17 protein-coding genes and 1 pseudogene are annotated in these 21,614 nt (G+C 65.5%); 7 read left to right on the top strand and 11 right to left on the bottom strand.

Features of this window, described 5'->3' with window-relative positions; all coding sequences use genetic code 11:
- Positions 1-254 precede the first annotated feature (254 nt).
- The 5 genes and pseudogenes from WS69_RS29895 to WS69_RS02675 form a co-directional block, all read right to left on the bottom strand.
- Positions 255-922: pseudogene (locus WS69_RS29895) on the bottom strand (HoxN/HupN/NixA family nickel/cobalt transporter); the annotation flags it as partial.
- Positions 923-1,085: 163 nt separating this feature from the next.
- Positions 1,086-3,200, bottom strand: a complete 2,115-nt coding sequence (gene fusA / locus WS69_RS02690) for an elongation factor G (RefSeq protein ID WP_059469266.1) — start codon at positions 3,198-3,200, stop codon at positions 1,086-1,088.
- Between the two features lie 247 nt (positions 3,201-3,447).
- The gene (locus tag WS69_RS02685; protein WP_059469303.1) at positions 3,448-3,957 is read right to left on the bottom strand and encodes a DUF192 domain-containing protein; all 510 of its coding nucleotides are present in this window, start codon (positions 3,955-3,957) and stop codon (positions 3,448-3,450) included.
- Positions 3,958-4,146: 189 nt separating this feature from the next.
- Complete coding sequence (locus WS69_RS02680; protein ID WP_059469265.1) at positions 4,147-4,365, bottom strand: hypothetical protein; 219 nt, start codon at positions 4,363-4,365, stop codon at positions 4,147-4,149.
- A gap of 263 nt (positions 4,366-4,628) precedes the next feature.
- Positions 4,629-5,207, bottom strand: a complete 579-nt coding sequence (locus tag WS69_RS02675; protein ID WP_059469264.1) for a pseudouridine synthase — start codon at positions 5,205-5,207, stop codon at positions 4,629-4,631.
- A gap of 259 nt (positions 5,208-5,466) precedes the next feature.
- Between WS69_RS02675 and icd the strand changes: the two genes are divergently transcribed.
- Together icd and WS69_RS02665 are read left to right on the top strand one after the other, a co-directional pair.
- Positions 5,467-6,726: an NADP-dependent isocitrate dehydrogenase gene (gene icd / locus WS69_RS02670; protein ID WP_059469263.1), complete on the top strand. Its 1,260-nt coding sequence runs from the start codon at positions 5,467-5,469 to the stop codon at positions 6,724-6,726.
- A 167-nt stretch (positions 6,727-6,893) separates the two neighbouring features.
- Complete coding sequence (locus WS69_RS02665) at positions 6,894-8,480, top strand: multicopper oxidase family protein (RefSeq protein WP_059469262.1); 1,587 nt, start codon at positions 6,894-6,896, stop codon at positions 8,478-8,480.
- A 111-nt stretch (positions 8,481-8,591) separates the two neighbouring features.
- Here the strand turns inward: WS69_RS02665 and WS69_RS02660 are convergent, their stop codons facing one another.
- Positions 8,592-8,795, bottom strand: a complete 204-nt coding sequence (locus WS69_RS02660; RefSeq protein WP_004196460.1) for a cold-shock protein — start codon at positions 8,793-8,795, stop codon at positions 8,592-8,594.
- A 529-nt stretch (positions 8,796-9,324) separates the two neighbouring features.
- Between WS69_RS02660 and clpS the strand changes: the two genes are divergently transcribed.
- From clpS to WS69_RS02635, 5 genes are all read left to right on the top strand, one after another.
- Entirely contained in the window at positions 9,325-9,639 is a 315-nt protein-coding gene (gene clpS, locus WS69_RS02655) for an ATP-dependent Clp protease adapter ClpS (protein ID WP_059469261.1), read from the top strand.
- Entirely contained in the window at positions 9,636-11,936 is a 2,301-nt protein-coding gene (gene clpA / locus WS69_RS02650) for an ATP-dependent Clp protease ATP-binding subunit ClpA (RefSeq protein WP_059469260.1), read from the top strand. The genes clpS and clpA overlap by 4 nt, the downstream gene beginning before the upstream one ends.
- A 97-nt stretch (positions 11,937-12,033) precedes the next feature.
- The gene (locus tag WS69_RS02645; protein ID WP_059469259.1) at positions 12,034-13,413 is read left to right on the top strand and encodes an amino acid permease; all 1,380 of its coding nucleotides are present in this window, start codon (positions 12,034-12,036) and stop codon (positions 13,411-13,413) included.
- 84 nt (positions 13,414-13,497) lie between these two features.
- On the top strand, positions 13,498-14,250 hold the full coding sequence (locus WS69_RS02640) for a hypothetical protein (RefSeq protein WP_059469258.1): 753 nt from the start codon (positions 13,498-13,500) through the stop codon (positions 14,248-14,250).
- 154 nt (positions 14,251-14,404) lie between these two features.
- Positions 14,405-15,190: a COG4705 family protein gene (locus WS69_RS02635; RefSeq protein WP_059469257.1), complete on the top strand. Its 786-nt coding sequence runs from the start codon at positions 14,405-14,407 to the stop codon at positions 15,188-15,190.
- Positions 15,191-15,286: 96 nt separating this feature from the next.
- On the opposite strand, the gene dut is transcribed toward WS69_RS02635, so the two are convergent.
- From dut to WS69_RS02610, 5 genes are all read right to left on the bottom strand, one after another.
- On the bottom strand, positions 15,287-15,733 hold the full coding sequence (dut, locus tag WS69_RS02630; protein ID WP_059469256.1) for a dUTP diphosphatase: 447 nt from the start codon (positions 15,731-15,733) through the stop codon (positions 15,287-15,289).
- Positions 15,734-15,795: 62 nt separating this feature from the next.
- Entirely contained in the window at positions 15,796-17,007 is a 1,212-nt protein-coding gene (gene coaBC / locus WS69_RS02625; RefSeq protein WP_059469255.1) for a bifunctional phosphopantothenoylcysteine decarboxylase/phosphopantothenate--cysteine ligase CoaBC, read from the bottom strand.
- Between the two features lie 61 nt (positions 17,008-17,068).
- On the bottom strand, positions 17,069-17,572 hold the full coding sequence (gene lspA / locus WS69_RS02620; RefSeq protein ID WP_059469254.1) for a signal peptidase II: 504 nt from the start codon (positions 17,570-17,572) through the stop codon (positions 17,069-17,071).
- Positions 17,573-20,410 (bottom strand): isoleucine--tRNA ligase, encoded by a 2,838-nt coding sequence (gene ileS, locus WS69_RS02615; protein ID WP_059469253.1) that lies wholly within the window; start codon positions 20,408-20,410, stop codon positions 17,573-17,575.
- A gap of 114 nt (positions 20,411-20,524) precedes the next feature.
- Complete coding sequence (locus tag WS69_RS02610; protein WP_059469252.1) at positions 20,525-21,517, bottom strand: bifunctional riboflavin kinase/FAD synthetase; 993 nt, start codon at positions 21,515-21,517, stop codon at positions 20,525-20,527.
- Positions 21,518-21,614: the final 97 nt, after the last annotated feature.

Below are 21,614 nucleotides of genomic sequence, written 5' to 3'. Positions count from 1 at the left end.
CGCGCTGCTTTATGCGTGTGTTGCCCAGGGGCCCAAAGATGCGTTGTTGTTTCAGTGGCCGATTTCGTTCAGACAGATGTACGACCAGCCGGCAACGTGGATCGGCACGCGGGCCCGCCGTGCGAACCCCTCTTTGCGATAACCGTGCCATCGGCCGCGCACACCCATCGCACAAGGCGTGAGCGCTTTGCGAGTGCGGCGCTGAAACATCGGTGAAGCTGTTTTGTTTCTGAAATGAAACATCAGGAGGAAAATCAGCGCGCCGGCGCGTCGGCCGCACGGTGCCAGCGGTGGAACAGGATCGATGCGATCCGGCCGGCCAGGAACGGTGCGGCAATCCCGTATCCGATCGCGCCGAACCGCTCGCCGGCCGTCTCGATGCCGCTGGTCTCGGGCGCAACCGGCGCGGACACGGGCGTGATGCCCGCGTTGCAAAGGGGCTTGTGCGGCAGATCGTCCATCGCCCAGCCGCATGTGTGGATCATCAGCACGTCGTCCGTCGCGTCGATCAGCGTCATCCCAGCCATGAATAGCTTGGGAAACAGCAAGATCCCGAAGAGCGGCAGGCCCTGACTCGCCTGCGTAGCGGCGATCGCAAGCAGATCGATTTCGGTTACAGAATTGAAACCGAGCCAAGCGGCACGCCGACCGGATACATGTTTCGGCTCGCCGAGACGAACCGGAACAGCGGACGCGCCAGGCGCGCGAACAAGCCGGCCGTAAGCATGCGTGGCGGCCGTGTGTGCATCGTCGGCGCGCGGCGAATGCGCCGCCACGCGTCGAGCAGGATCGCGAGGTTCACGCCTGCCGGCACGAGCAGGAACGTTGCGGATACTGTTGCCGAGCTGCCGCCGATGTCGCGAAACGTGTCGAAACGGTCGCGCGGCGCAAACGCGGCCAGCGCGACGCCAAGCGTGGCGGAGCGACGACGATCGTCATGAGGTGGCGGCCGTGAAGCTTCACCACGACCTCGTCGAGGCCCGGGCGGTGCGTGCAGTAAAAAAGCCCGTCCGTTTCCGGACGGGCTTTCGTTCATGGGCCGCGCAGCGCCATGCCGCCGCCGCGCGGCCTTGCATGGCGGCCGCTCAGCCGCGGCCGACCTGCTTCGCGTTGATGACGGCTTCCGACACGTTATTGGGCGTTTCCGCGTAATGCTTGAACTCCATCGTGTAGGTCGCGCGGCCCTGCGTTGCCGAACGCAGCGACGTCGAATAGCCGAACATCTCGGCGAGCGGCACCTCGGCGCGCACGAGCTTGCCGCCGCCGCCCGCGATGTCTTCCATCCCCTGCACGATGCCGCGCCGGCTCGACAGATCGCCCATCACGTTGCCCATGAAGTCCTCGGGCGTCTCGACTTCGACCGCCATCATCGGTTCGAGCAGCACCGGCTTCGCGCGGCGCATCGCTTCCTTGAACGCTATCGAACCGGCCATCCGGAACGCGTTTTCGTTCGAGTCGACGTCGTGGTACGAGCCGAACGTCAGGTGCACCTTTACGTCGACGACCGGGTAGCCGGCGAGCACGCCGCTCTTCAGCGTCTCCTGGATGCCCTTGTCGACGGCCGGGATGAACTCGCGCGGAATCACGCCGCCCTTGATCTCGTCGAGGAACTCATAACCCTTGCCCGGGTTCGGCTCGAGCTTGATCACCGCATGGCCGTACTGGCCGCGGCCGCCCGACTGCTTGACGAACTTGCCCTCGACATCCTCCGCGGCGGTGCGCACCGTCTCGCGATACGCGACCTGCGGCTTGCCGACCGTCGCCTCGACGCCGAACTCGCGCTTCATCCGGTCGACGATGATCTCGAGGTGCAGCTCGCCCATCCCGGAGATGATCGTCTGTCCGGATTCCTCGTCGGTCTGCACGCGGAACGACGGATCTTCCTGCGCGAGGCGATTGAGCGCGAGGCCCATCTTCTCCTGGTCGACCTTCGTCTTCGGCTCGACCGCCTGCGAGATCACCGGCTCGGGAAATTCCATCTTCTCGAGGATGATCGGCTTCGCCGGGTCGCACAGCGTGTCGCCCGTCGTCGCCTCCTTCAGGCCGACCGCGGCCGCGATGTCGCCCGCGCGCACCTCCTTGATTTCCTTGCGCTCGTTCGCGTGCATCTGCAGGATGCGGCCGAGCCGTTCCTTCTTGTCCTTTGTCGGGTTCAGCACCGTGTCGCCCGATTCGACGACGCCCGAATAGACGCGGAAGAAGATCAGCTGGCCGACGAACGGATCGGTCATGATCTTGAACGCGAGCGCGGAGAACGGCTCGTCGTCGTTCGGATGGCGTTCCGCTTCCTTGTCGTCGAGATCGTGGCCCATGATCGCGGGCACGTCGGCGGGCGACGGCAGGTAGTCGATCACGGCGTCGAGCATCGCCTGCACGCCCTTGTTCTTGAACGCGCTGCCGCAGAGCATCGGCACGATCTCGTTGGCGATCGTGCGCTTGCGCAGCGCGGCCTTGATCTCGTTCTCGGTCAGCGAGTGATGGTCGGTCAGGTATTTTTCGAGCAATTCCTCGCTCGCCTCGGCGGCCGCCTCGACCATCTTGTCGCGCCATTCCTCGGCGCTCGCGCGCAGGTTCTCGGGGATCTCTTCGTACGTGAACTTGACGCCCTGGCTTTCGTCGTCCCAGATGATCGCTTTCATCTTCACGAGGTCGACGACGCCCTGGAAGTGCTCTTCCGCGCCGATCGGAATCTGGATCGGCACCGCGACGCCCTTCAGGCGCTCGCCGATCTGCCGCTGCACGCGGAAGAAATCCGCGCCGACGCGGTCCATCTTGTTGACGAACGCGATTCGCGGCACCTTGTACTTGTTCGCCTGGCGCCATACGGTTTCGGACTGCGGCTGCACGCCGCCGACCGAGTCGTAGACCATGCACGCGCCGTCGAGCACGCGCATCGAGCGCTCGACTTCGATCGTGAAGTCGACGTGGCCCGGCGTGTCGATGATGTTGATCCGATGCTCCGGATAATTGCCGGCCATGCCTTTCCAGAACGCCGTCGTCGCCGCGGACGTGATCGTGATGCCGCGCTCCTGCTCCTGCTCCATCCAGTCCATCGTGGCCGCGCCGTCGTGAACCTCGCCGATCTTGTGGCTCACGCCGGTATAGAAGAGGATGCGCTCGGTCGTCGTGGTTTTGCCGGCGTCGATGTGAGCGCTGATACCGATGTTGCGATAGCGCTCGATGGGGGTTTTGCGGGGCACGTGAACCTCCTGATGGTTCTGGACGGAAACGGGCCGGCCGGGGCGGCCGGCCCGTCGCTCTTTCGAGACTTAAAGCATAGCGCTTGCTCGAGGCTTTTGCAGATGCGGGCGATGTATCGGCAATCAAGTCGTTGCCGTCGGCGACGCACCGATCCGCGCCGCCCGCGCACGAAGACGGCGCGCGCAAAAAAGCCGGCGCGCGGCCGGCTTTCGGGCGGGGACGAGCGGCGCGCATCGGCCGCCGGCGTCACTGCGGCTTCGGCAGTCCATCGATCTTCATCCCCGGCTTGATGCCCTTCGCGGCGAACCAGCCGCGGCTCATTTCGAGCGCGTAGACGCCGTTGTTGCGCGGGCAGTGGTTGTCGGTCGTCTCGGCCTTCATCTCGTCGATGTCGGTGATCGTGCCGTCCGCGCGGACGAACGCGATCGACAGCGGAATCAGCGTGTTCTTCATCCAGAAGCAATGCACAGCGTTCTCGTTGAACACGAACAGCATGCCTTCGTTCGGCGCGAGCTGCGAGCGGTACATGAGACCCTGCTCGCGATCGGCGTCGTTCGCGGCGACGGCCGCATCGATCACGTACATGCCGGCGCGCAGCTTGACGCGCGGGAATTCGCTCGGCTGCTTCGCGCCGGGCGGCAGTTGCGCGGTCTGCGCAAACGCGGCGTGCATGCCGCCCGCGGCGAGCGCGAGCGCGACCGGAAAGACGGTAGCTCGCGCGAGACGGGCGAGCGAAGAGCGCAGGGAAAATCGCACGGCAAGGGCTCCTATCGGGAATTCGAGACCCGCATGGTACGCGAAGCGCGGCGTCGCGCGCGGATCGGGCACGCAGCGCGAAGCGGGCGGACAAAAAGAAAAAGGCAGATCGCCTCGCGGCGATCTGCCTTGCAACGCCGTTAGAACGGCAACAACGTTGTTCTAAACTGCGTCTTACAACTTGCTTGCTTAGTTCGAGGCGGCAGCCGGGGCTTCGGCTTCGCTAGCAGCCTTCTTCGCTGCGTGGTGCTTCTTGGCGTGATGCTTCTTGGCGTGGGCCTTCTTAGCCGGTGCCGAAGCAGCTTCAGCCTTCTCAGCCGGAGCCGAAGCGGCGGCCGGAGCCGAGGCTTGCGCGAAAGCAGCCGTTGCGAAGAGACCAGCGACCAGAGCGGCGATCAGTTTGTTCATGTTGTGTTCCTCAGCTTTAGTTAATTAACCAAATGACCCGGCATAGGAGTCATGTCGTCTAACGTGCCATCCACCTTTCGGTTGACAGGCGCATCGAGAAAAATCTCGCCGCGCTGCGGGCGGCCTCTCCGCGGCGGGTCGTTGCTCGAACGACGGACCTGCGGTTCGGCTGCCAATGCCGGATAGCTGGAAGTGGCATCTGCGTCGTTTAACGCGTCGGGTTCGCAGTCGGTTGACGCACGGTTTCGCGCGTCACCGAAATGTCATCCGGGCCGCTTTGCGCGCTCCCACGGTGCGCGCGGCGGCAGCTCGCAGGTTTCGCCGGGCGCGAGACCGAGCGCGAACAGGTCGATTGCGCCGATGCCGACCCGGATGAGGCGCAGCGTCGGGAAGCCGACCGATGCGGTCATCCGCCGCACCTGGCGGTTCTTGCCCTCGGCGATCTCGAGTTCGATCCAGGTCGTCGGGATCGCCGCGCGGTGGCGGATCGGCGGATTGCGCGGCCAGAGCGTGTCGGGCGGCGTGACGAAGCGCGCGCGACATGGGCGGGTCACGTAGTCGCCGAGGTCGATGCCGCGCTCGAGCGTCGCGAGCGCGGGCGCATCTGGCGCACCCTCGACTTGCGCCCAGTAGCGCTTGACGAGCTTGTGGCGCGGCTCGGCGATCTTCGCCTGCAGCGCGCCGTCGTCGGTGAGGAGGAGGAGCCCCTCGCTGTCGGCGTCGAGGCGGCCCGCCGGATAGACGCCGGGCGTCTTCACCCAGTCGCCGAGCGACCCGCGGGTTTCGTGCGGGGAGAACTGGCAGATCGTGCCGAACGGCTTGTTGAGAGCGATGAAGTGCATGGGCAAGGCTCGCGGGTGGCGGGCGGCGCAACGCGGGCCGCGTTCTATGGCAAATGGCGGAATCTTAATGCATAATACGGAACGGCGAGTCTTTTGTCTTATATAAGACTTGTGCGGGGGCGACACGCCAGGCTCGCGCCGCCTTGCGCCGCGGGAGCGCTAGAATAGCGGCTCGCTGTTGTCGGCGCCGGGCAGGCGCCGCTGCCCGACCGCGCAAAACCAGATATCCACCAGCCCAGCCATATCACTGGAGTCGATCATGCCGTATCAGCACATCAAGGTTCCGGAAGGCGGTGACAAGATCACCGTCAACAAGGATTTCTCGCTCAACGTTTCCGATCAGCCGATCATTCCTTACATCGAAGGCGACGGCACGGGCTTCGACATCACGCCGGTGATGATCAAGGTCGTCGACGCGGCGGTCGAGAAGGCGTACGCCGGCAAGAAGAAGATCCACTGGATGGAGATCTACGCCGGCGAGAAGGCGACGAAGGTCTACGGTCCGGACGTGTGGCTGCCGGAAGAGACGCTGCAGGTGCTGAAGGAATACGTCGTGTCGATCAAGGGACCGCTCACGACCCCGGTCGGCGGCGGCATCCGCTCGCTGAACGTCGCGCTGCGCCAGGAACTCGACCTGTACGTCTGCCTGCGTCCCGTGCAGTACTTCAAGGGCGTGCCGTCGCCGGTGCGCGAGCCGCAAAAGATCGACATGGTGATCTTCCGCGAGAACTCGGAAGACATCTACGCGGGCATCGAATGGGCGGCCGGCTCGGAGCAGGCGAAGAAGGTCATCAAGTTCCTGCAGGAAGAGATGGGCGTGAAGAAGATCCGCTTCCCGGAAACCTCGGGGATCGGCGTCAAGCCCGTGTCGACGGAAGGCACCGAGCGCCTCGTGCGCAAGGCGATCCAGTACGCGATCGACAACGACCGCAAGTCGGTCACGCTGGTGCACAAGGGCAACATCATGAAGTTCACGGAAGGCCTGTTCCGTGACGCCGGCTACGCGCTCGCGCAGAAGGAGTTCGGCGCCGAGCTGATCGACGGCGGCCCGTGGATGCGCGTGAAGAACCCGAAGACGGGCAACGAGATCGTCATCAAGGATTCGATCGCCGACGCGTTCCTGCAGCAGATCCTGCTGCGTCCGGCCGAGTACGACGTGATCGCGACGTTGAACCTGAACGGCGACTACATCTCCGATGCGCTCGCCGCGCAAGTCGGCGGCATCGGCATCGCGCCGGGCGCGAACCTGTCGGATTCGGTCGCGATGTTCGAAGCGACGCACGGCACGGCGCCGAAGTACGCGGGCAAGGATTACGTGAATCCGGGTTCGGAAATCCTGTCGGCCGAAATGATGCTGCGCCACCTCGGCTGGACCGAAGCGGCCGACGTCATCATCGCCGCGATGGAAAAGTCGATCCTGCAGAAGCGCGTCACGTACGACTTCGCGCGCCTGATGGAAGGCGCGACGCAAGTGTCGTGCTCGGGCTTTGGTCAGGTGCTGATCGAAAACATGCAGTAAGCGCATCGGCTTGGCCGATGTCGAACGACACCCCGTCGGGCCTCGTGCCCGCCGGGGTGTTTCGTTTTGGTGCGGCGTGTGCGCGCAGCGACCGGAAGCAGTGAGCGTTGCGCATCCGGACTGGTGTATCGTCGGAACCTCCGTTTCAGCGATACAGGAATCGATCGATGTTGCGCAGACATTTTCTTTCGAGCGCGCTGGCGGCAGCCGCCGCGTCGCTCTTCGCGCGTGGCGCGTTCGCCGCGGGCCGCGCGATGGACGGCATGGAAGGGATGGACGACATGCCGGACATGAGGCCCGCGCCCGCCCGCGCGCGGCACGGCAAGCTTGCGCCGCCCGCGCTCGCGGCCGCCGACGCGCTGCCCGCGGGCGCGCCGCTTTCCGCGCTGCGCGTGCTCGCGAACGAGAGCCGCGAGCCGGGTGTATTCCGTGCGACGCTCACCGCGCAGCCCGTCGCGCGTGCGCTGCTGCCGGGCGCCGCGCCGACGACGTTCTGGCAATTCGGCGCGGGCGTGCAGGGGCCGTCTGTCGGTCCGCTCATCGACGTGCGCGAAGGCGACACGGTCGAGATCCGCTTCGTGAATCGCCTGTCGCAGCCGTCGACGATCCACTGGCACGGGCTGCCCGTGCCGCCCGACCAGGACGGCAATCCGTCCGAACTCGTCGCGCCAGGCGCGACGCACGTCTATCGCTTCACGCTGCCGAAGGGGAGCGCGGGCACGTACTGGTATCACCCGCATCCGCACATGATGACGGCCGAGCAGGTGTTTCGCGGGCTCGCGGGGCCGTTCGTCGTGCGAGCGGCCGACGATCCGCTCGCCGGCTGGCCCGAGCGGCATCTGTTCGTCTCCGATCTCAAGCTTGCACGCGACGGCACGATTGCACCGAACGACATGATGGACTGGATGAACGGCCGCCAAGGTCAGTTCGTGCTCGTCAACGGTGCGCGCCGGCCGCGCATTTCACTCACCGGCGACGAGCGCTGGCGCGTGTGGAATGCGTGCAGCGCGCGTTATCTGCACGTCGCGTTCGATGACGGGCGATCGTTCGCGCACGTCGGCACCGACGGCGGCCTGTTCGATGCGCCGCGCGACATGACGTCGCTGCTGCTCGCGCCGGGCGAGCGCGCTGAACTCGTCGTGCGCGCGGGCGATAAGGCGTCTCATGCGGTGCTGACTGCGCTCGAGTACGATCGCGGCAAGATGTCGATGTCGGATGCCGAGCATGGCGGCCTGCCGCCCGATCCCTCGCAGCCGCTTGCTGACGTCGCGTTCGCGCCCGCCGCGGCGCGCGCGCTGCCCGAGCGGCTGCGTGCGGTGCCCGCGCTCGGCGAGCCCGTCGCGCGCAAGGAAGTCGTGTTCGGCGAGCAGATGGACATGGACGCGATGATGCGCGCGGGCGCGCACGGCCGACCGGCCGGCATGCGCTTCATGGTGAACGGCGCGACGTTCGAGCCGCATCGTGCGACGTTGACAAGCCGGCGCGGCGATGTCGAGTCATGGACGATTCGTAATGAAACCGACATGGATCATCCATTTCATTTACACGGCACGCAGTTCCAGGTGATCGAGCGCGAGACGGCGGGGAAGAAGACGCCGGAGCCCTATCGAGCATGGCGCGACACGGTGAACGTTCCGAAGGGCGAGCGCGTGCGGATTCTCACGACGCAGACGGAGCGCGGCGAGCGGATGTTCCATTGCCACATCCTTGAGCACGAGGATCTCGGGATGATGGGAACGCTGAAAGTCGTTTGAAATGCCTTGCGGTCGAGTTCGGCGACCGAGCGCATGCTCGGCTTGCCGCGGCTCGCGGGCGAAAAAAACCCGGCTGGAAGCCGGGTTTTCTATTCCTGATCCAGACGGCCCTCAAGCAGCTTGGATGTTCGACGCCTGCTTACCCTTCGGGCCCTGCACAACCTCGAAGCTGACCTTTTGGCCTTCCTTCAGGGTCTTGAAGCCCTGCATGTTGATCGCCGAGAAATGCGCAAACAGATCTTCGCCGCCTTCGTCGGGCGTGATGAAGCCGAAGCCCTTCGCGTCATTGAACCATTTGACAATACCAGTTGCCATACCTACTTCCCCTGTCACACAGTCGCTACTTACAACGAGCACGCTCGAAAAGCTAAACGACCGGCATACGCAGCCGTTCCCCCCTCACAAGCTCACCTCGGCCTCTTTCGATTGTCAAAGACAAATTGAAAAAAGTGCCAGCTTGATTGTTGGCGCTCTTTAATGGAGTGTCAAGAAAATTTTTAGACGTATACGGGGACGTTGTAAAGAACCCATTTTCAGGGTTTATCCCGCTTTGCTTCGCAGCATCGGAGCGAGCCAGGCGGCTTGAAAAGTCGCATAATCGTCGCATATACCAGGCTCGAGTGACACGCGTTCGAGGTTGTTCGCGTTGTGGGATACTCGATCCATGCACAGTGCGCGGGCGGCACGCCGCATGCTTGCACGTCGAACGGGAGCCGGCCCCGCAGCCGGCTCCCGTTCGACGTGAGAGGGATGCTGCCGCACGTGGGGAGCCGGGGAGGGCGCCGGCTGGTCAGTCGGTTAATGACAGGATTGCGGGCCTGTCCGAGTTGTTTAGAATGAGTGTATGGCGATTATCCCGGACAAGCAGGACAGCACCGTCCTGGAACGCAAGGAGCAGAAGCTCAAGCCACCTTCGATGTTCAAGGTGGTGCTCCTGAACGACGACTTCACGCCAATGGAATTCGTCGTGATGATCGTGCAGGAGTATTTCAAGAAAGATCGCGAAACGGCCACACAGATTATGTTGAAGGTGCATCGCGAAGGGCGGGGGGTTTGTGGGGTCTATACGCGAGACATCGCGTCGACCAAAGTCGAGCAAGTCGTTACCCATGCGCGGCAGGCCGGGCATCCGCTGCAGTGCGTGATGGAGGAAGCATGATTGCCCAGGAATTGGAAGTCAGCCTGCACATGGCGTTCATGGAAGCGCGCCAGGCGCGGCATGAGTTCATTACGGTCGAGCATCTCTTGTTGGCACTGCTGGATAATCCGACGGCAGCCGAAGTATTGCGCGCGTGCGCTGCAAACATCGAGGATCTGCGCCAGAACCTGCGCAATTTCATCCACGACAACACGCCGACCGTACCCGGCACCGACGACGTCGACACGCAGCCGACGCTCGGCTTTCAGCGCGTGATCCAGCGCGCGATCATGCACGTGCAATCGACGTCGAACGGCAAGAAGGAAGTCACGGGCGCGAACGTGCTCGTCGCGATCTTCGGCGAGAAGGATTCGCATGCGGTCTACTATCTGCAGCAGCAGGGCGTGACGCGCCTCGACGTCGTCAACTTCATCTCGCACGGCATCGCGAAGACGAGCAGCAGCGAGTCCGCGAAGCCGGCCGACGCGAGCGCGGAAGCTGACGACGCGAACACGCAGAAGGAAACGCCGCTCGCGCAGTTCACGCAAAATCTGAACCAGATGGCGAAGGACGGCCGCATCGATCCGCTCATCGGACGCGAGTCCGAGGTCGAGCGCGTCGTGCAGGTGCTCTGCCGCCGCCGCAAGAACAATCCGCTCCTCGTCGGCGAGGCGGGCGTCGGCAAGACGGCGATCGCCGAGGGCCTTGCGTATCGCATCACGCGCGGCGAGGTGCCGGACATTCTCGCGAATGCGCAGGTGTATTCGCTCGACATGGGCGCGCTCCTCGCCGGCACGAAGTATCGCGGCGATTTCGAGCAGCGTCTGAAGACGGTGCTCAAAGAGCTGAAGGAGCGTCCGCACGCGATCCTCTTCATCGACGAGATCCATACGCTGATCGGTGCGGGCGCCGCATCGGGCGGCACGCTCGACGCGTCGAACCTGCTGAAGCCGGCGCTGTCGTCGGGCACGCTCAAGTGCATCGGCGCGACGACGTTCACCGAGTATCGTGGGATCTTCGAAAAGGATGCGGCGTTGTCGCGGCGCTTCCAGAAGATCGACGTGACGGAGCCGACCGTCGAGCAGACGGTTGCGATCCTGCGCGGCCTGAAGTCGCGCTTCGAGGAGCATCACGGCGTCAAGTATTCGTCGGGCGCGCTGTCGGCGGCCGCCGAGCTGTCGGCGCGCTTCATCACCGACCGTCATCTGCCCGACAAGGCGATCGACGTGATCGACGAAGCAGGCGCCGCGCAGCGCGTGCTGCCGAAGTCGAAGCAGAAGAAGACGATCGGCAAGAGCGAGATCGAGGAAATCATCTCGAAGATCGCGCGCGTCCCGCCGCAGAGCGTGTCGCAGGACGACCGCAGCAAGCTGCAGACGCTCGACCGCGATCTGAAGAGCGTCGTGTTCGGCCAGGATCCGGCGATCGACGCGCTCGCGGCCGCGATCAAGATGGCGCGCGCGGGCCTCGGCAAACTCGACAAGCCGATCGGTGCGTTCCTGTTCTCCGGCCCGACTGGCGTCGGCAAGACCGAAGTGGCGCGGCAGCTCGCGTTCACGCTCGGCATCGAGCTGATTCGCTTCGACATGTCGGAGTACATGGAGCGTCACGCGGTGAGCCGCCTGATCGGCGCGCCGCCGGGCTACGTCGGATTCGACCAGGGCGGGCTCCTTACCGAGGCCGTCACGAAGAAGCCGCATTGCGTGTTGCTGCTCGACGAAATCGAGAAGGCGCATCCGGACATCTTCAACGTGCTGCTGCAGGTGATGGATCACGGCACGCTGACCGACAACAACGGCCGCAAGGCGGACTTCCGCAACGTCATCATCATCATGACGACGAACGCGGGCGCGGAGTCGATGCAGAAGGCGACGATCGGCTTCACGACGCGTCGCGAAGTCGGCGACGAGATGGCGGACATCAAGCGCCTCTTCACGCCCGAGTTCCGCAACCGGCTCGATGCGACGATCAGCTTCCGTTCGCTCGATGAGGAAATCATCATGCGGGTGGTCGACAAGTTCCTGATCCAGCTCGAGGAGCAACTGCACGAGAAGAAGGTCGACGCCCTCTTCACCGATACGTTGCGCAAGCATCTCGCGAAGCACGGCTTCGACCCGCTGATGGGCGCGCGGCCGATGCAGCGGCTGATCCAGGACACGATCCGGCGCGCGCTCGCCGACGAACTGCTGTTCGGCAAGCTCGTCAACGGCGGTCACGTGACGGTCGACGTCGACGAGAACGACAAGGTGCAACTGTCGTTCGACAAGACGGCGACGCCGCCCAGCAAGCCCAACGAAGAGACGGTGGAAGTCGAATAACCGCTGGTCGAACGCTTCGAACGAACGGCGCGGGAAGTCTCCCGCGCCGTTTCGTTTTGTTTGCAGCCGATAAAAAGTACAAAAGCAGGAGTTTGGTTTGACGCAACAACAACGAACGTTCGACTCGATCGTCGAACGCGAGAAGGGCCTGCGGCGCGGGCTCTCGTCGGGGCAGATGGCGATGATCGCGATCGGGGGCGCGATCGGGACGGGGCTCTTTCTGGGCAGTGGCTTCGCGATCGGGCTCGCGGGGCCGGGCGTGCTGGTGTCCTACGCGATCGGCGCGCTGATCGCGCTGCTGCTGATGGGCGCGCTGGCGGAAATGACGGTCGCGCATCCGACGTCGGGTTCGTTCGGCGCGTACGCCGAGCATTACGTCAGTCCGCTCGCCGGGTTTCTCGTCCGCTATGCGTACTGGTCGGCGGTCGTGTTCGCGGTCGGCACCGAAGTGAGCGCGATCGCCGTGTTCATGAAGTACTGGTATCCGGCCGTGCCTGGCTGGTACTGGGTCATCGGGTTTTCCGCCGTGCTGATCGCGGTGAACATGGCGAGCGTTACGCTCTACGGCGTCGTCGAATACGTGTTCTCGCTGCTGAAGATCACCGCGATCGTCGCGTTCATCGGGCTCGGCGCGTACTTCGTCTCGACGGCGCCTGCTTCGTCCGGCATCAGTTTCGCGAACTACGCGGCGCACGGCGGCTTCTTTCCGAAGGGTTTCTCGGGCGCGTGGGTCGCGGTGATCGTCGCGATCTTCAGCTACATGAGCATCGAAACCGTCGCGATCGCGGCGGGCGAAGCACGCGATCCGCAGCGCGCGGTGTCGCAAGCGTTTCGGTCGACCGTGCTCCGCCTCGTGCTGTTCTATCTGCTCACGCTGTCGCTGATGCTCGCGATCGTGCCGTGGACGCAGGCCGGCACCGACGAAAGCCCGTTCGTCAAGGTGATGGCCGCGACGCACGTGCCGTACGCGGCGGGCGTCATCAACTTCGTCGTGCTCATCGCGGCGCTCTCCGCGATGAACAGCCAGCTCTACGTGACGACGCGGATGATGTTCAGCCTGTCGCGCGCGCGGCTCGCGCCCGCGCTTTTCGGGCGCATCGCCGCGAACGGCGTGCCGCTCGCGGCGCTCGTCGTGTCGACGAGCGGCGTCGCGGTCGCGGCCGTGCTGGTTGCGCTGTATCCGGAAACCGCGTTCACGCTGCTGATGGCGATCGCGATGTTCGGCGCGCTGTTCACGTGGCTGATGATTTTCGTCACGCATCTCTTCTTTCGCGCGCGCTATCGCGGTCCGACGCCCGCGTTCAGGATGTGGCTGCATCCGGTGGGCAGTCTGCTCGGCGCGGCGCTCGTCGGCGCGGTGCTCGTGACGACGGCGTTTACGCGCGAGTTCAGAATGACGATGATGATCGGCATTGCGTTCATCGTGCTGCTGACGCTCGCGTATCGGCTGCATTACCGCGCGCGGCACGCCGGCTAGCTGCAGCGCGACGAGCGCGAAGCCGGGGCGCGGCGTCGTCGTAACGGCGCCGAATTCGGGGCGGCACTTCTGACGAGAGACAGAATGACGACGACGAAGAAGACCGGCGAAGCGGTCGATGCCGAGCGTGCATCGGCGGACGCGGGCGCGGGAGCGTTCGTGCGTGCGGTGAGGCGCGTCGTGTTGGGCGCGCTCGTCGGCGTCGCGTTCGCTTGTCCGTTCGCGGCCGCGTTCGGGTCGACCTTGCGCGCGTCTTCGAGCAGCAGGGCCGTGCCGCTCCTCGACACGACGCCGTGGCTCGCGAGCGTGCAAGCGCCGAAGTCCCCGTTCTTCACGCGCGAATCGGACGCAGAAGGCGTGTCGTTCCACTTCAAGAACAGCGGCCGCTACGTCGCGAAGGGCGGCGAGGTGGTCGTCAGCGAGTCGGCGGACGGCGACATGTGGCTGGGCGGCATGGTGCACGCGACGTACATCGACCGCGCGGGCGCCGCGACGTCCGGATGGCTCGTGCGCTCGCACTTGCAGCCGGTCCGCACGCCCACGCGCGCGCCCGGCTGGGACGGCCGCTGGCGCAGCAGCGAGGGCGCACGCAGGCTGATCGTGCGCGGCGATCGCGTCAGCTATTCGTTCATGGGGGGCGGCGCGCAGTCGCGTGTCGAGATGCTGTTGCGAATGCGGCCCGTGTCGGACGCTGAAGCGACGCTGTCGCGCGCGCAAGCGTCGGACGGCGTATGCGATCTCGGCGTGCGGCGCCTCGACGACTATCTTGTCGTGACCGCGCGGGATTGTTTCATCCATGGCGTGAATCCGGAGGGAATCCTGCGCAGACAGCGATAACGTGAACGGCCGGTGTGCGTCACCCCACGAATCGGCCGATGTCCGCAAGCCGCGCATGCGGGTTAACGCGCTCTTAAGCCACCATTTTCTAGCATTCGAGTCTCGTGCCGCGCTGCGGCGATTGGTCTATTCCGAATTCCTTCGAGAGGCTCGCATGAACAAGCTCCCTGCGATTACGCTCGCGTTCTGGGTGATGAAGATCTGCGCGACGACGCTCGGCGAAACGGGCGGCGATCTGCTGTCGATGACGCTCAATGTCGGCTATGCGTACAGCTCGCTGATCCTGTTCTCGTTTTTCATCGTTACGCTCGCCGCACAGCTCGCGGCGACGCGCTACCGCCCGGCGATCTACTGGGCGGTGATCGTCGCGACGAGCACCGCCGGCACGACGATGTCCGACTTCATGGACCGCACGCTCGGTCTCGGCTATGCGGCCGGCTCCGGCATTCTCGTCGCGATCCTGCTGACGATCTTCGCCGTGTGGCGGCTGCAGGGCGAATCGCTCGCAGTCACCGAGATACGCACGCGCAAGGTCGAGCTCCTCTACTGGATCGCGATTCTGTTCTCGAACACGCTCGGCACCGCGCTCGGCGACTTCCTCGCCGACAGCTCGGGCCTCGGCTTCGCGGGCGGGGCGTTCCTGATCGGCGGCTTGCTCGCGGTGATCGTGCTCGCCGCGTACCTGACGAATGTGTCGAAGGTGTTTCTGTTCTGGGCGGCGTTCGTGCTGACGCGGCCGTTCGGCGCGACAGTCGGCGATCTGCTGACGAAGCCCGTCGCAAAGGGCGGCCTTGGGTTCGGCACCGTCGGTTCGTCGGCAATTCTCGCGGGCGTGCTGATCGCGCTCGTGATCTCTGCGATGTTCGCCGAAGCGAAACAGGCGAAGCAAGAAGGAGAGCAGCCGCAGCTCGGCTGGAAGCAGCCAGCGCTCGAGGAGTGAGCGCCGGCGTAACGGCAAGAGGCGGGAAGGGCAAGAGGCGGGAACGGAAGCGCGTGCGGGGTCGGTTGGGCACCGCACGTATTTTGTCGCTTGGACTCAGCCGCGCCCGGTGCTGCCGAAGCCGCCCGCGCCGCGCTCGCTTTGCGCGAAATCATCGACGAGATTGAACGTCGCCTGCACGACCGGCACGATCACGAGCTGCGCGAGGCGCTCGAACGGATTCAGCACGAATTCGGTCTGGCCGCGATTCCACGTCGAGATCATCAGCTCGCCCTGGTAGTCCGAATCGATGAGGCCGACCAGGTTGCCGAGCACGATCCCATGCTTGTGGCCGAGGCCCGAGCGCGGCAGGATCAGCGCCGCGTAGCCGGAATCGGCGAGATGGATCGCGAGGCCGGTCGGCACGAGCGTCGTGTCGCCCGGCTTCAGCGTGACGGGCGCGTCGAGGCACGCGCGCAGATCGAGGCCCGCGCTGCCGGTCGTCGCGTATTTGGGCAGGTAGTCGCGCACACGCGCGTCGAGAATCTTGAGATCGAGTTTCATGCGGCGAAAATCGGTGACGGTGGTTGAGAGGCGCGGACGCGCGAGGCGGCTGCGGCGGTGCGTCAGATGAGGCTCGTGTCGGGCAGCCGCTTCGCGATTTCGGCGACGAGCGCGTGCGCGAGCGTCATCTTGTCGGCGCGCGGCAGGCGCGTCGTGCCGCTCGCTTCGAACAGCACGACTTCGTTGTCGTCGAGGCCGAACGTCAGCGGGCCGAGATTGCCGATCAGAAGGGGCACGTTCTTGCGCACGCGCTTTTCCTCGCCGTGCACGTCGAGATCGCCGCTCTCCGCCGCGAAGCCGACGCAATAGGGCGCATCGGGCCGCGCCGCGACGGTCGCGAGGATGTCAGGATTTTCGACAAACGTGAGCGCCGGCATCTTGTGGTCGGCGGTCTTCTTGATCTTGTGCTCGGCGGGCTGCGCGGCGCGCCAGTCGGCGACCGCGGCGACCGCGATGAATACGTCGGCGTCCGGCACCGCGTTCAGCACCGCGTCGTACATCTGCTGCGCGGTCTGCACGTCTTCGCGGTACACGCCCCACGGCGTCGGCAGATGGACGGGGCCCGCGACGAGATGCACGTCGGCGCCCGCCTGCTGCGCGGCGCGCGCGATCGCGAAGCCCATCTTGCCGCTCGAGCGGTTCGTGAGCCCGCGGACCGGATCGAGCGGCTCGAACGTCGGACCCGCGGTGATCAGCACGCGGCGGTGTGCGAACACCTTCGGCTGGAAGTGCGACACGGTTGCTTCGTAGATCGCCTCCGGCTCGAGCATCCGGCCGTCGCCGACTTCGCCGCACGCCTGCGCGCCCGAATCGGGCCCGAGCACCGCGACGCCGTCGTGGCGCAATTGCGCGACGTTGCGCTGCGTCGCCGGGTTCTGCCACATCTGGCGGTTCATCGCGGGCACGACGAGAAGCGGGCAGTCGCGCGCGATGCACAGCGTCGACAGCAGATCGTCGGCGAAACCGTGCGCGAGCTTCGCGAGGAAATCGGTCGATGCGGGCGCGATCACGATCGCGCCGGCTTCGCGCGATAGATCGATGTGCGCCATGTTGTTCGGCATCCGCGCATCCCACTGGCTCGTGTAGACGGGGCGGCCCGACAGCGCCTGCATCGTGACGGGGGTGATGAATTGCGTCGCGGCGTCGGTCATCACGACCTGCACGGTCGCGCCCGCCTTCGTCAGAAGACGCGTGAGCTCGGCGATCTTGTAGCAGGCGATGCCGCCCGTGAGGCCGAGGACGAGGTGTTTTCCTGCGAGTTCTGCGTGTGCCAACTGATGTCTCCGAAAGCACGTGGAGCCGGCGCGCGCCGGCCCCTGCGCGAAGTGTATGCGCTCAGCGTGCGCCGCGCACGCGGCGCAGCTCGTCGTAGATGAGGAGCACCGCGCCTACCGTGATCGCGGAGTCGGCGAGGTTGAACGCGGGCCAGTGCCACGCGCCGACGTGGAAATCGAGGAAGTCGATCACGTGACCGTACAGCAGGCGGTCGATCACGTTGCCGAGCGCGCCGCCGAGGATCAGCGCGAGCGACAGGCTGAAGAGGCGCTGATGGCCATGGCGCTTTAGCAGGTAGCAGATCACGAGCGTCGCGCCGACGCCGAGCGCCGTGAACGCCCAGCGCTGCCAGCCGCCCGCGGTCGCGAGGAAGCCGAACGCCGCGCCGCGGTTGTAGATCAGCGTCAGGTTGAAGAACGGCGTCAACTGATGCATTACGCCGTACACGAATGTCTTCAGCACGGCGATCTTCGTCAGTTGATCGAACAGGATCACGATCAGCGAGATGCCGAGCCACGGCGCGAGCGCGCCGCCCGAGGATTTCGACAGGGTGCTCTTCGCCATTTATGCAGCGCTCCGGGTTTCGCCGTTTTCGAACAGGTTGGAGAAGCAGCGGCCGCAGAGCGTCGGATGATCGGCGTGCGCGCCGACATCGTCGCGGTAGTGCCAGCAGCGCTCGCACTTTTGGTGCTTCGACGTCGCGACGTCGACGCCTTCGTCCGCTTCCGCATCGACCTTCGCGACCTTAGCCGCCGACGTGATCAGCACGAACTTCAGATCGTCGCCGAGGCTCGCGAGCGCGTCGTAGCGCGCGCCCGACGCGCGCACTTCGACTTCCGCCTGCAGCGACGAGCCGATGCGGTTCTCGGTGCGGGCTTCCTCGAGCGCCTTCGTCACGCTGCCGCGCACGTCGCGCAGCAGCGACCATTTCGCGACGAGCGCGTCGGCGCCGGCGACTTCCGGATACGCGTAATAGGTTTCGGTGAAGATCGTGTCGCTTTGCGGCCGGAACACGCGCCACGCTTCCTCGGCCGTGAACGACAGGAACGGCGCGAGCACGCGCAGGAGGCCCTGCGTCACGTGGTAGAGCGCCGTCTGCGCGGAACGGCGCGCGTTCGACGCCGGCGCGCTCGTGTACAGACGATCCTTCAGGACGTCGAGATAGAAGCCGCCCAAGTCTTCCGAGCAGAATGTCTGCAGCTTCGCGACGACGGGGTGGAACTCGTACTTCTCGTAGTGCGCGAGCAGCTCGGTCTGCAACTGAGCGGCGAAGGCGACCGCATAGCGATCGATCTCGAGCCATTCGCTCGCGGGCAACGCGTCCTTCGCGTAATCGAAATCCGACAGGTTCGCGAGCAGGAAGCGCAGCGTGTTGCGAATCCGGCGATAGCCTTCCGTTACGCGCTTGAGAATCTCCTCGGAGATCGCGAGCTCGCCCGAATAATCGGTCGATGCGATCCACAGGCGGATGATCTCCGCGCCGAGGCGGTTCGCGACTTCGTGCGGATCGATCCCGTTGCCGAGCGACTTGCTCATCTTGCGGCCTTCGCCGTCGACCGTGAAGCCGTGCGTGAGGAGGCCCTTGTACGGCGCGCGGCCGTCGAGCATCGACGCGGTCAGGAGCGACGAGTGGAACCAGCCGCGGTGCTGGTCCGAGCCTTCGAGGTACAGGTCGGCCGGGAACTGCAGTTGATCCTTGTGCGAGCCGCGCAGCACGTGCCAGTGCGTCGTGCCCGAGTCGAACCACACGTCGAGCGTGTCGCGGTTCTTTTCATAGAGGTTCGCGTCGTCGCCGATCAGCTCGCGCGGATCGAGCGTTTGCCACGCCTCGATGCCCGCCTGCTCGACGCGCTTCGCGACTGCTTCGAGCAGCGCGAGCGTGCGAGGATGCAGCTCGCCCGTTTCCTTGTGGACGAAGAACGCCATCGGCACGCCCCATTGGCGCTGGCGCGACAGCGTCCAGTCCGGACGGTTCGCGATCATGCTGTGCAGCCGCTGCTTGCCCCACGACGGATAGAACGCGGTCGCGTCGACCGCGTCGAGCGCGGTCTCGCGCAGCGTGCGGCCGCCGTTCTTCGGCTGCGTGTCCATGCCGGCAAACCATTGCGACGTCGCGCGATAGATGATCGGCGTCTTGTGGCGCCAGCAGTGCATGTAGCTGTGCGAGTAATGCTCGTTGCGCAGCAGCGAGCCCGCCGCCTTCAGCGCGTCGACGATCTTTGGATTCGCGTCCCAGATCGTGAGGCCGCCGAAGAGCGGCAGCGATTCGATGTAGCGGCCGTCGCCCATCACCGGGTTGATGATGTCCGAATCGGTCATGCCGTGCGACTTGCAGGAGACGAAATCCTCGACGCCGTAAGCGGGCGACGAGTGGACGACGCCCGTGCCGGTGTCGGTCGTCACGTAGTCGCCGAGATAGACGGGCGCAGTGCGCTTGTAGCCCGGATGCGCGGCGGCGAGCGGGTGATGGAAGCGCAGGTTCGCGAGCTTGTCGCCGCGCGTCGTCGCGATCACGTTGCCCGTCAGGTCGAAGTCCTTCATGCACGCTTCGACGCGTTCCTCCGCGATGATGAGGAGGCCGCGCTGCGTGTCGACGAGCGCGTAGACGATTTCCGGATGGAGGTTGAGCGCCTGGTTCGCCGGAATGGTCCAGGGCGTCGTGGTCCAGATCACGATCCCGCCTTCGGCGCGCGGCAGTGCGGGCAGGCCGAACGCCTGCGCGGTCTTCTCCGGCTCCGCGAACGCGAACAGCACGTCGATCGTCGGATCGGTGCGGTCCTTGTATTCGACTTCCGCTTCGGCGAGCGCCGAGCCGCAATCGAAGCACCAGTTCACGGGCTTCAGACCGCGGTACACGTAGCCCTTCTCGATGATCTTGCCGAGCGCGCGGATTTCTTCCGCCTCGTTCTGGAAGTTCATCGTCTTGTACGGATTGCCCCAGTCGCCCAGCACGCCCAGGCGCTTGAAGCCCGCCTTCTGCTTCTCGATCTGCTCGGTCGCGTATGCGCGCGCCTTCTCCATCACCTCGGCGGCGGGCAGCGACTTGCCGAACTGCTTCTCGATCTGGATCTCGATCGGCATCCCGTGGCAGTCCCAGCCGGGCACGTACGGCGCGTCGAAGCCCGCCATGTTGCGCGACTTCACGACCATGTCCTTCAGGATCTTGTTGACCGCGTGGCCCAGGTGGATGTCGCCGTTCGCGTACGGCGGGCCGTCATGCAGGATGAACTTCGGGCGGCCCTGGCTCGCCGCGCGGATCTTGTCGTAGACGCCGCGGGCCTCCCAGTCCTTCACCCATTGCGGCTCGCGCTTCGGGAGGTCGCCACGCATTGGGAACGGCGTGTCGAGCAGGTTGACCGGATACTTGGCCTGCGGTTTCGAATCGGCTTTTTTGTTGCTCATGTCAGGATCGCTATGGAATCTTGGGGACGCTCGTGCGTCGTGAAATCGGGGAGGTGCGGCGCGGACTGCGGGCGGCGCGGCGGACGGCGTCGCCCGGCGCGGGCGCAGCGTCGATCAGCTAATTCGGTCGGTGGCCGACGTCGCGAAACCGGTCGCGCGGCTGCCTGGCGCGCGGCCGTGTGCGGCGAAGTACGCGCGCGTATCGACGACGTCCTGCGCGATCGCGCGCGCGAGCGTCTCGAGATCGACGAATTTCGCCTCGTCGCGCAGCTTCTTCAGGAATTCGACGCGAACGAGTTTGCCATACGCGTCGCCGTGCCAGTCGAGCAGATGCACTTCGAGCAGCACGCGGCCCGAATCGTCGATGGTCGGCCGCACGCCCAGGCTCGCGACGCCCGGCAGCGGCTCGGGCCCGATGCCGTGCACGTGGACGACGAAGATGCCGGACAGCGCCGGGCGCTTGTGCGCGATCGGCAGGTTCAGCGTCGGGAAGCCGAGGTCGCGGCCGAGTTTGAGCCCGTGCGTGACGTGGCCGCTGATCGCGTAGCCGTGGCCGAGTGCGCGCGCGGCCGCGTCGAGATCGCCCGCCGCGAGCGCGGCGCGCACGCCGGAGCTCGAGATTCGCGCGCCGTCGGCGTCGGCGAGCGTTTCCATCTGCTCGACCTCGAAGCCGAAACGCTCGCCCGCCGCCTTCAGCGACGCGAAATTGCCCGCGCGCTTCGCGCCGTAGCAGAAGTCGTCGCCGACCATGATCCAGCGCGTGTGCAGCCCGTGGACGAGCGTGCGCTCGACGAACGCCTCGGGCGACTGGCTCGCGAACGTGTGGTTGAAGTGCTCGACGACCACGCGGTCGACGCCGTGCTCGCGCAGCGCTTCGAGCTTGTCGCGCAGCATCGCGATCCGCGGCGGCGCGCCGGCCGGATTGAAGAATTCGCGCGGGTGCGGCTCGAATGTCATCACGCACACGGGCAGCCCGCGCGCATCCGCCGCCGCGCGCACGCGCGCGAGCAGGGCCTGGTGGCCGCGATGGACACCGTCGAAGTTGCCGATCGTCAGCGCGCACGGGGCGCGGCTTTCGGCGTTGGGCAGGCCGCGAAAGACTTTCACGATAGCGGATGGCAGCGTGGGGGATGAGCGGCCGGATGCCGCAAAGCAAAAGATTATAAACGCTCGGGCGGCCGGGCGGCTCAGGATGCCGGAAACG

This window comes from Burkholderia sp. BDU5 (genome assembly GCF_001522845.1).
Taxonomy (GTDB): domain Bacteria; phylum Pseudomonadota; class Gammaproteobacteria; order Burkholderiales; family Burkholderiaceae; genus Burkholderia; species Burkholderia mayonis.
This window is presented reverse-complemented; position numbering and strand designations above follow the sequence as displayed.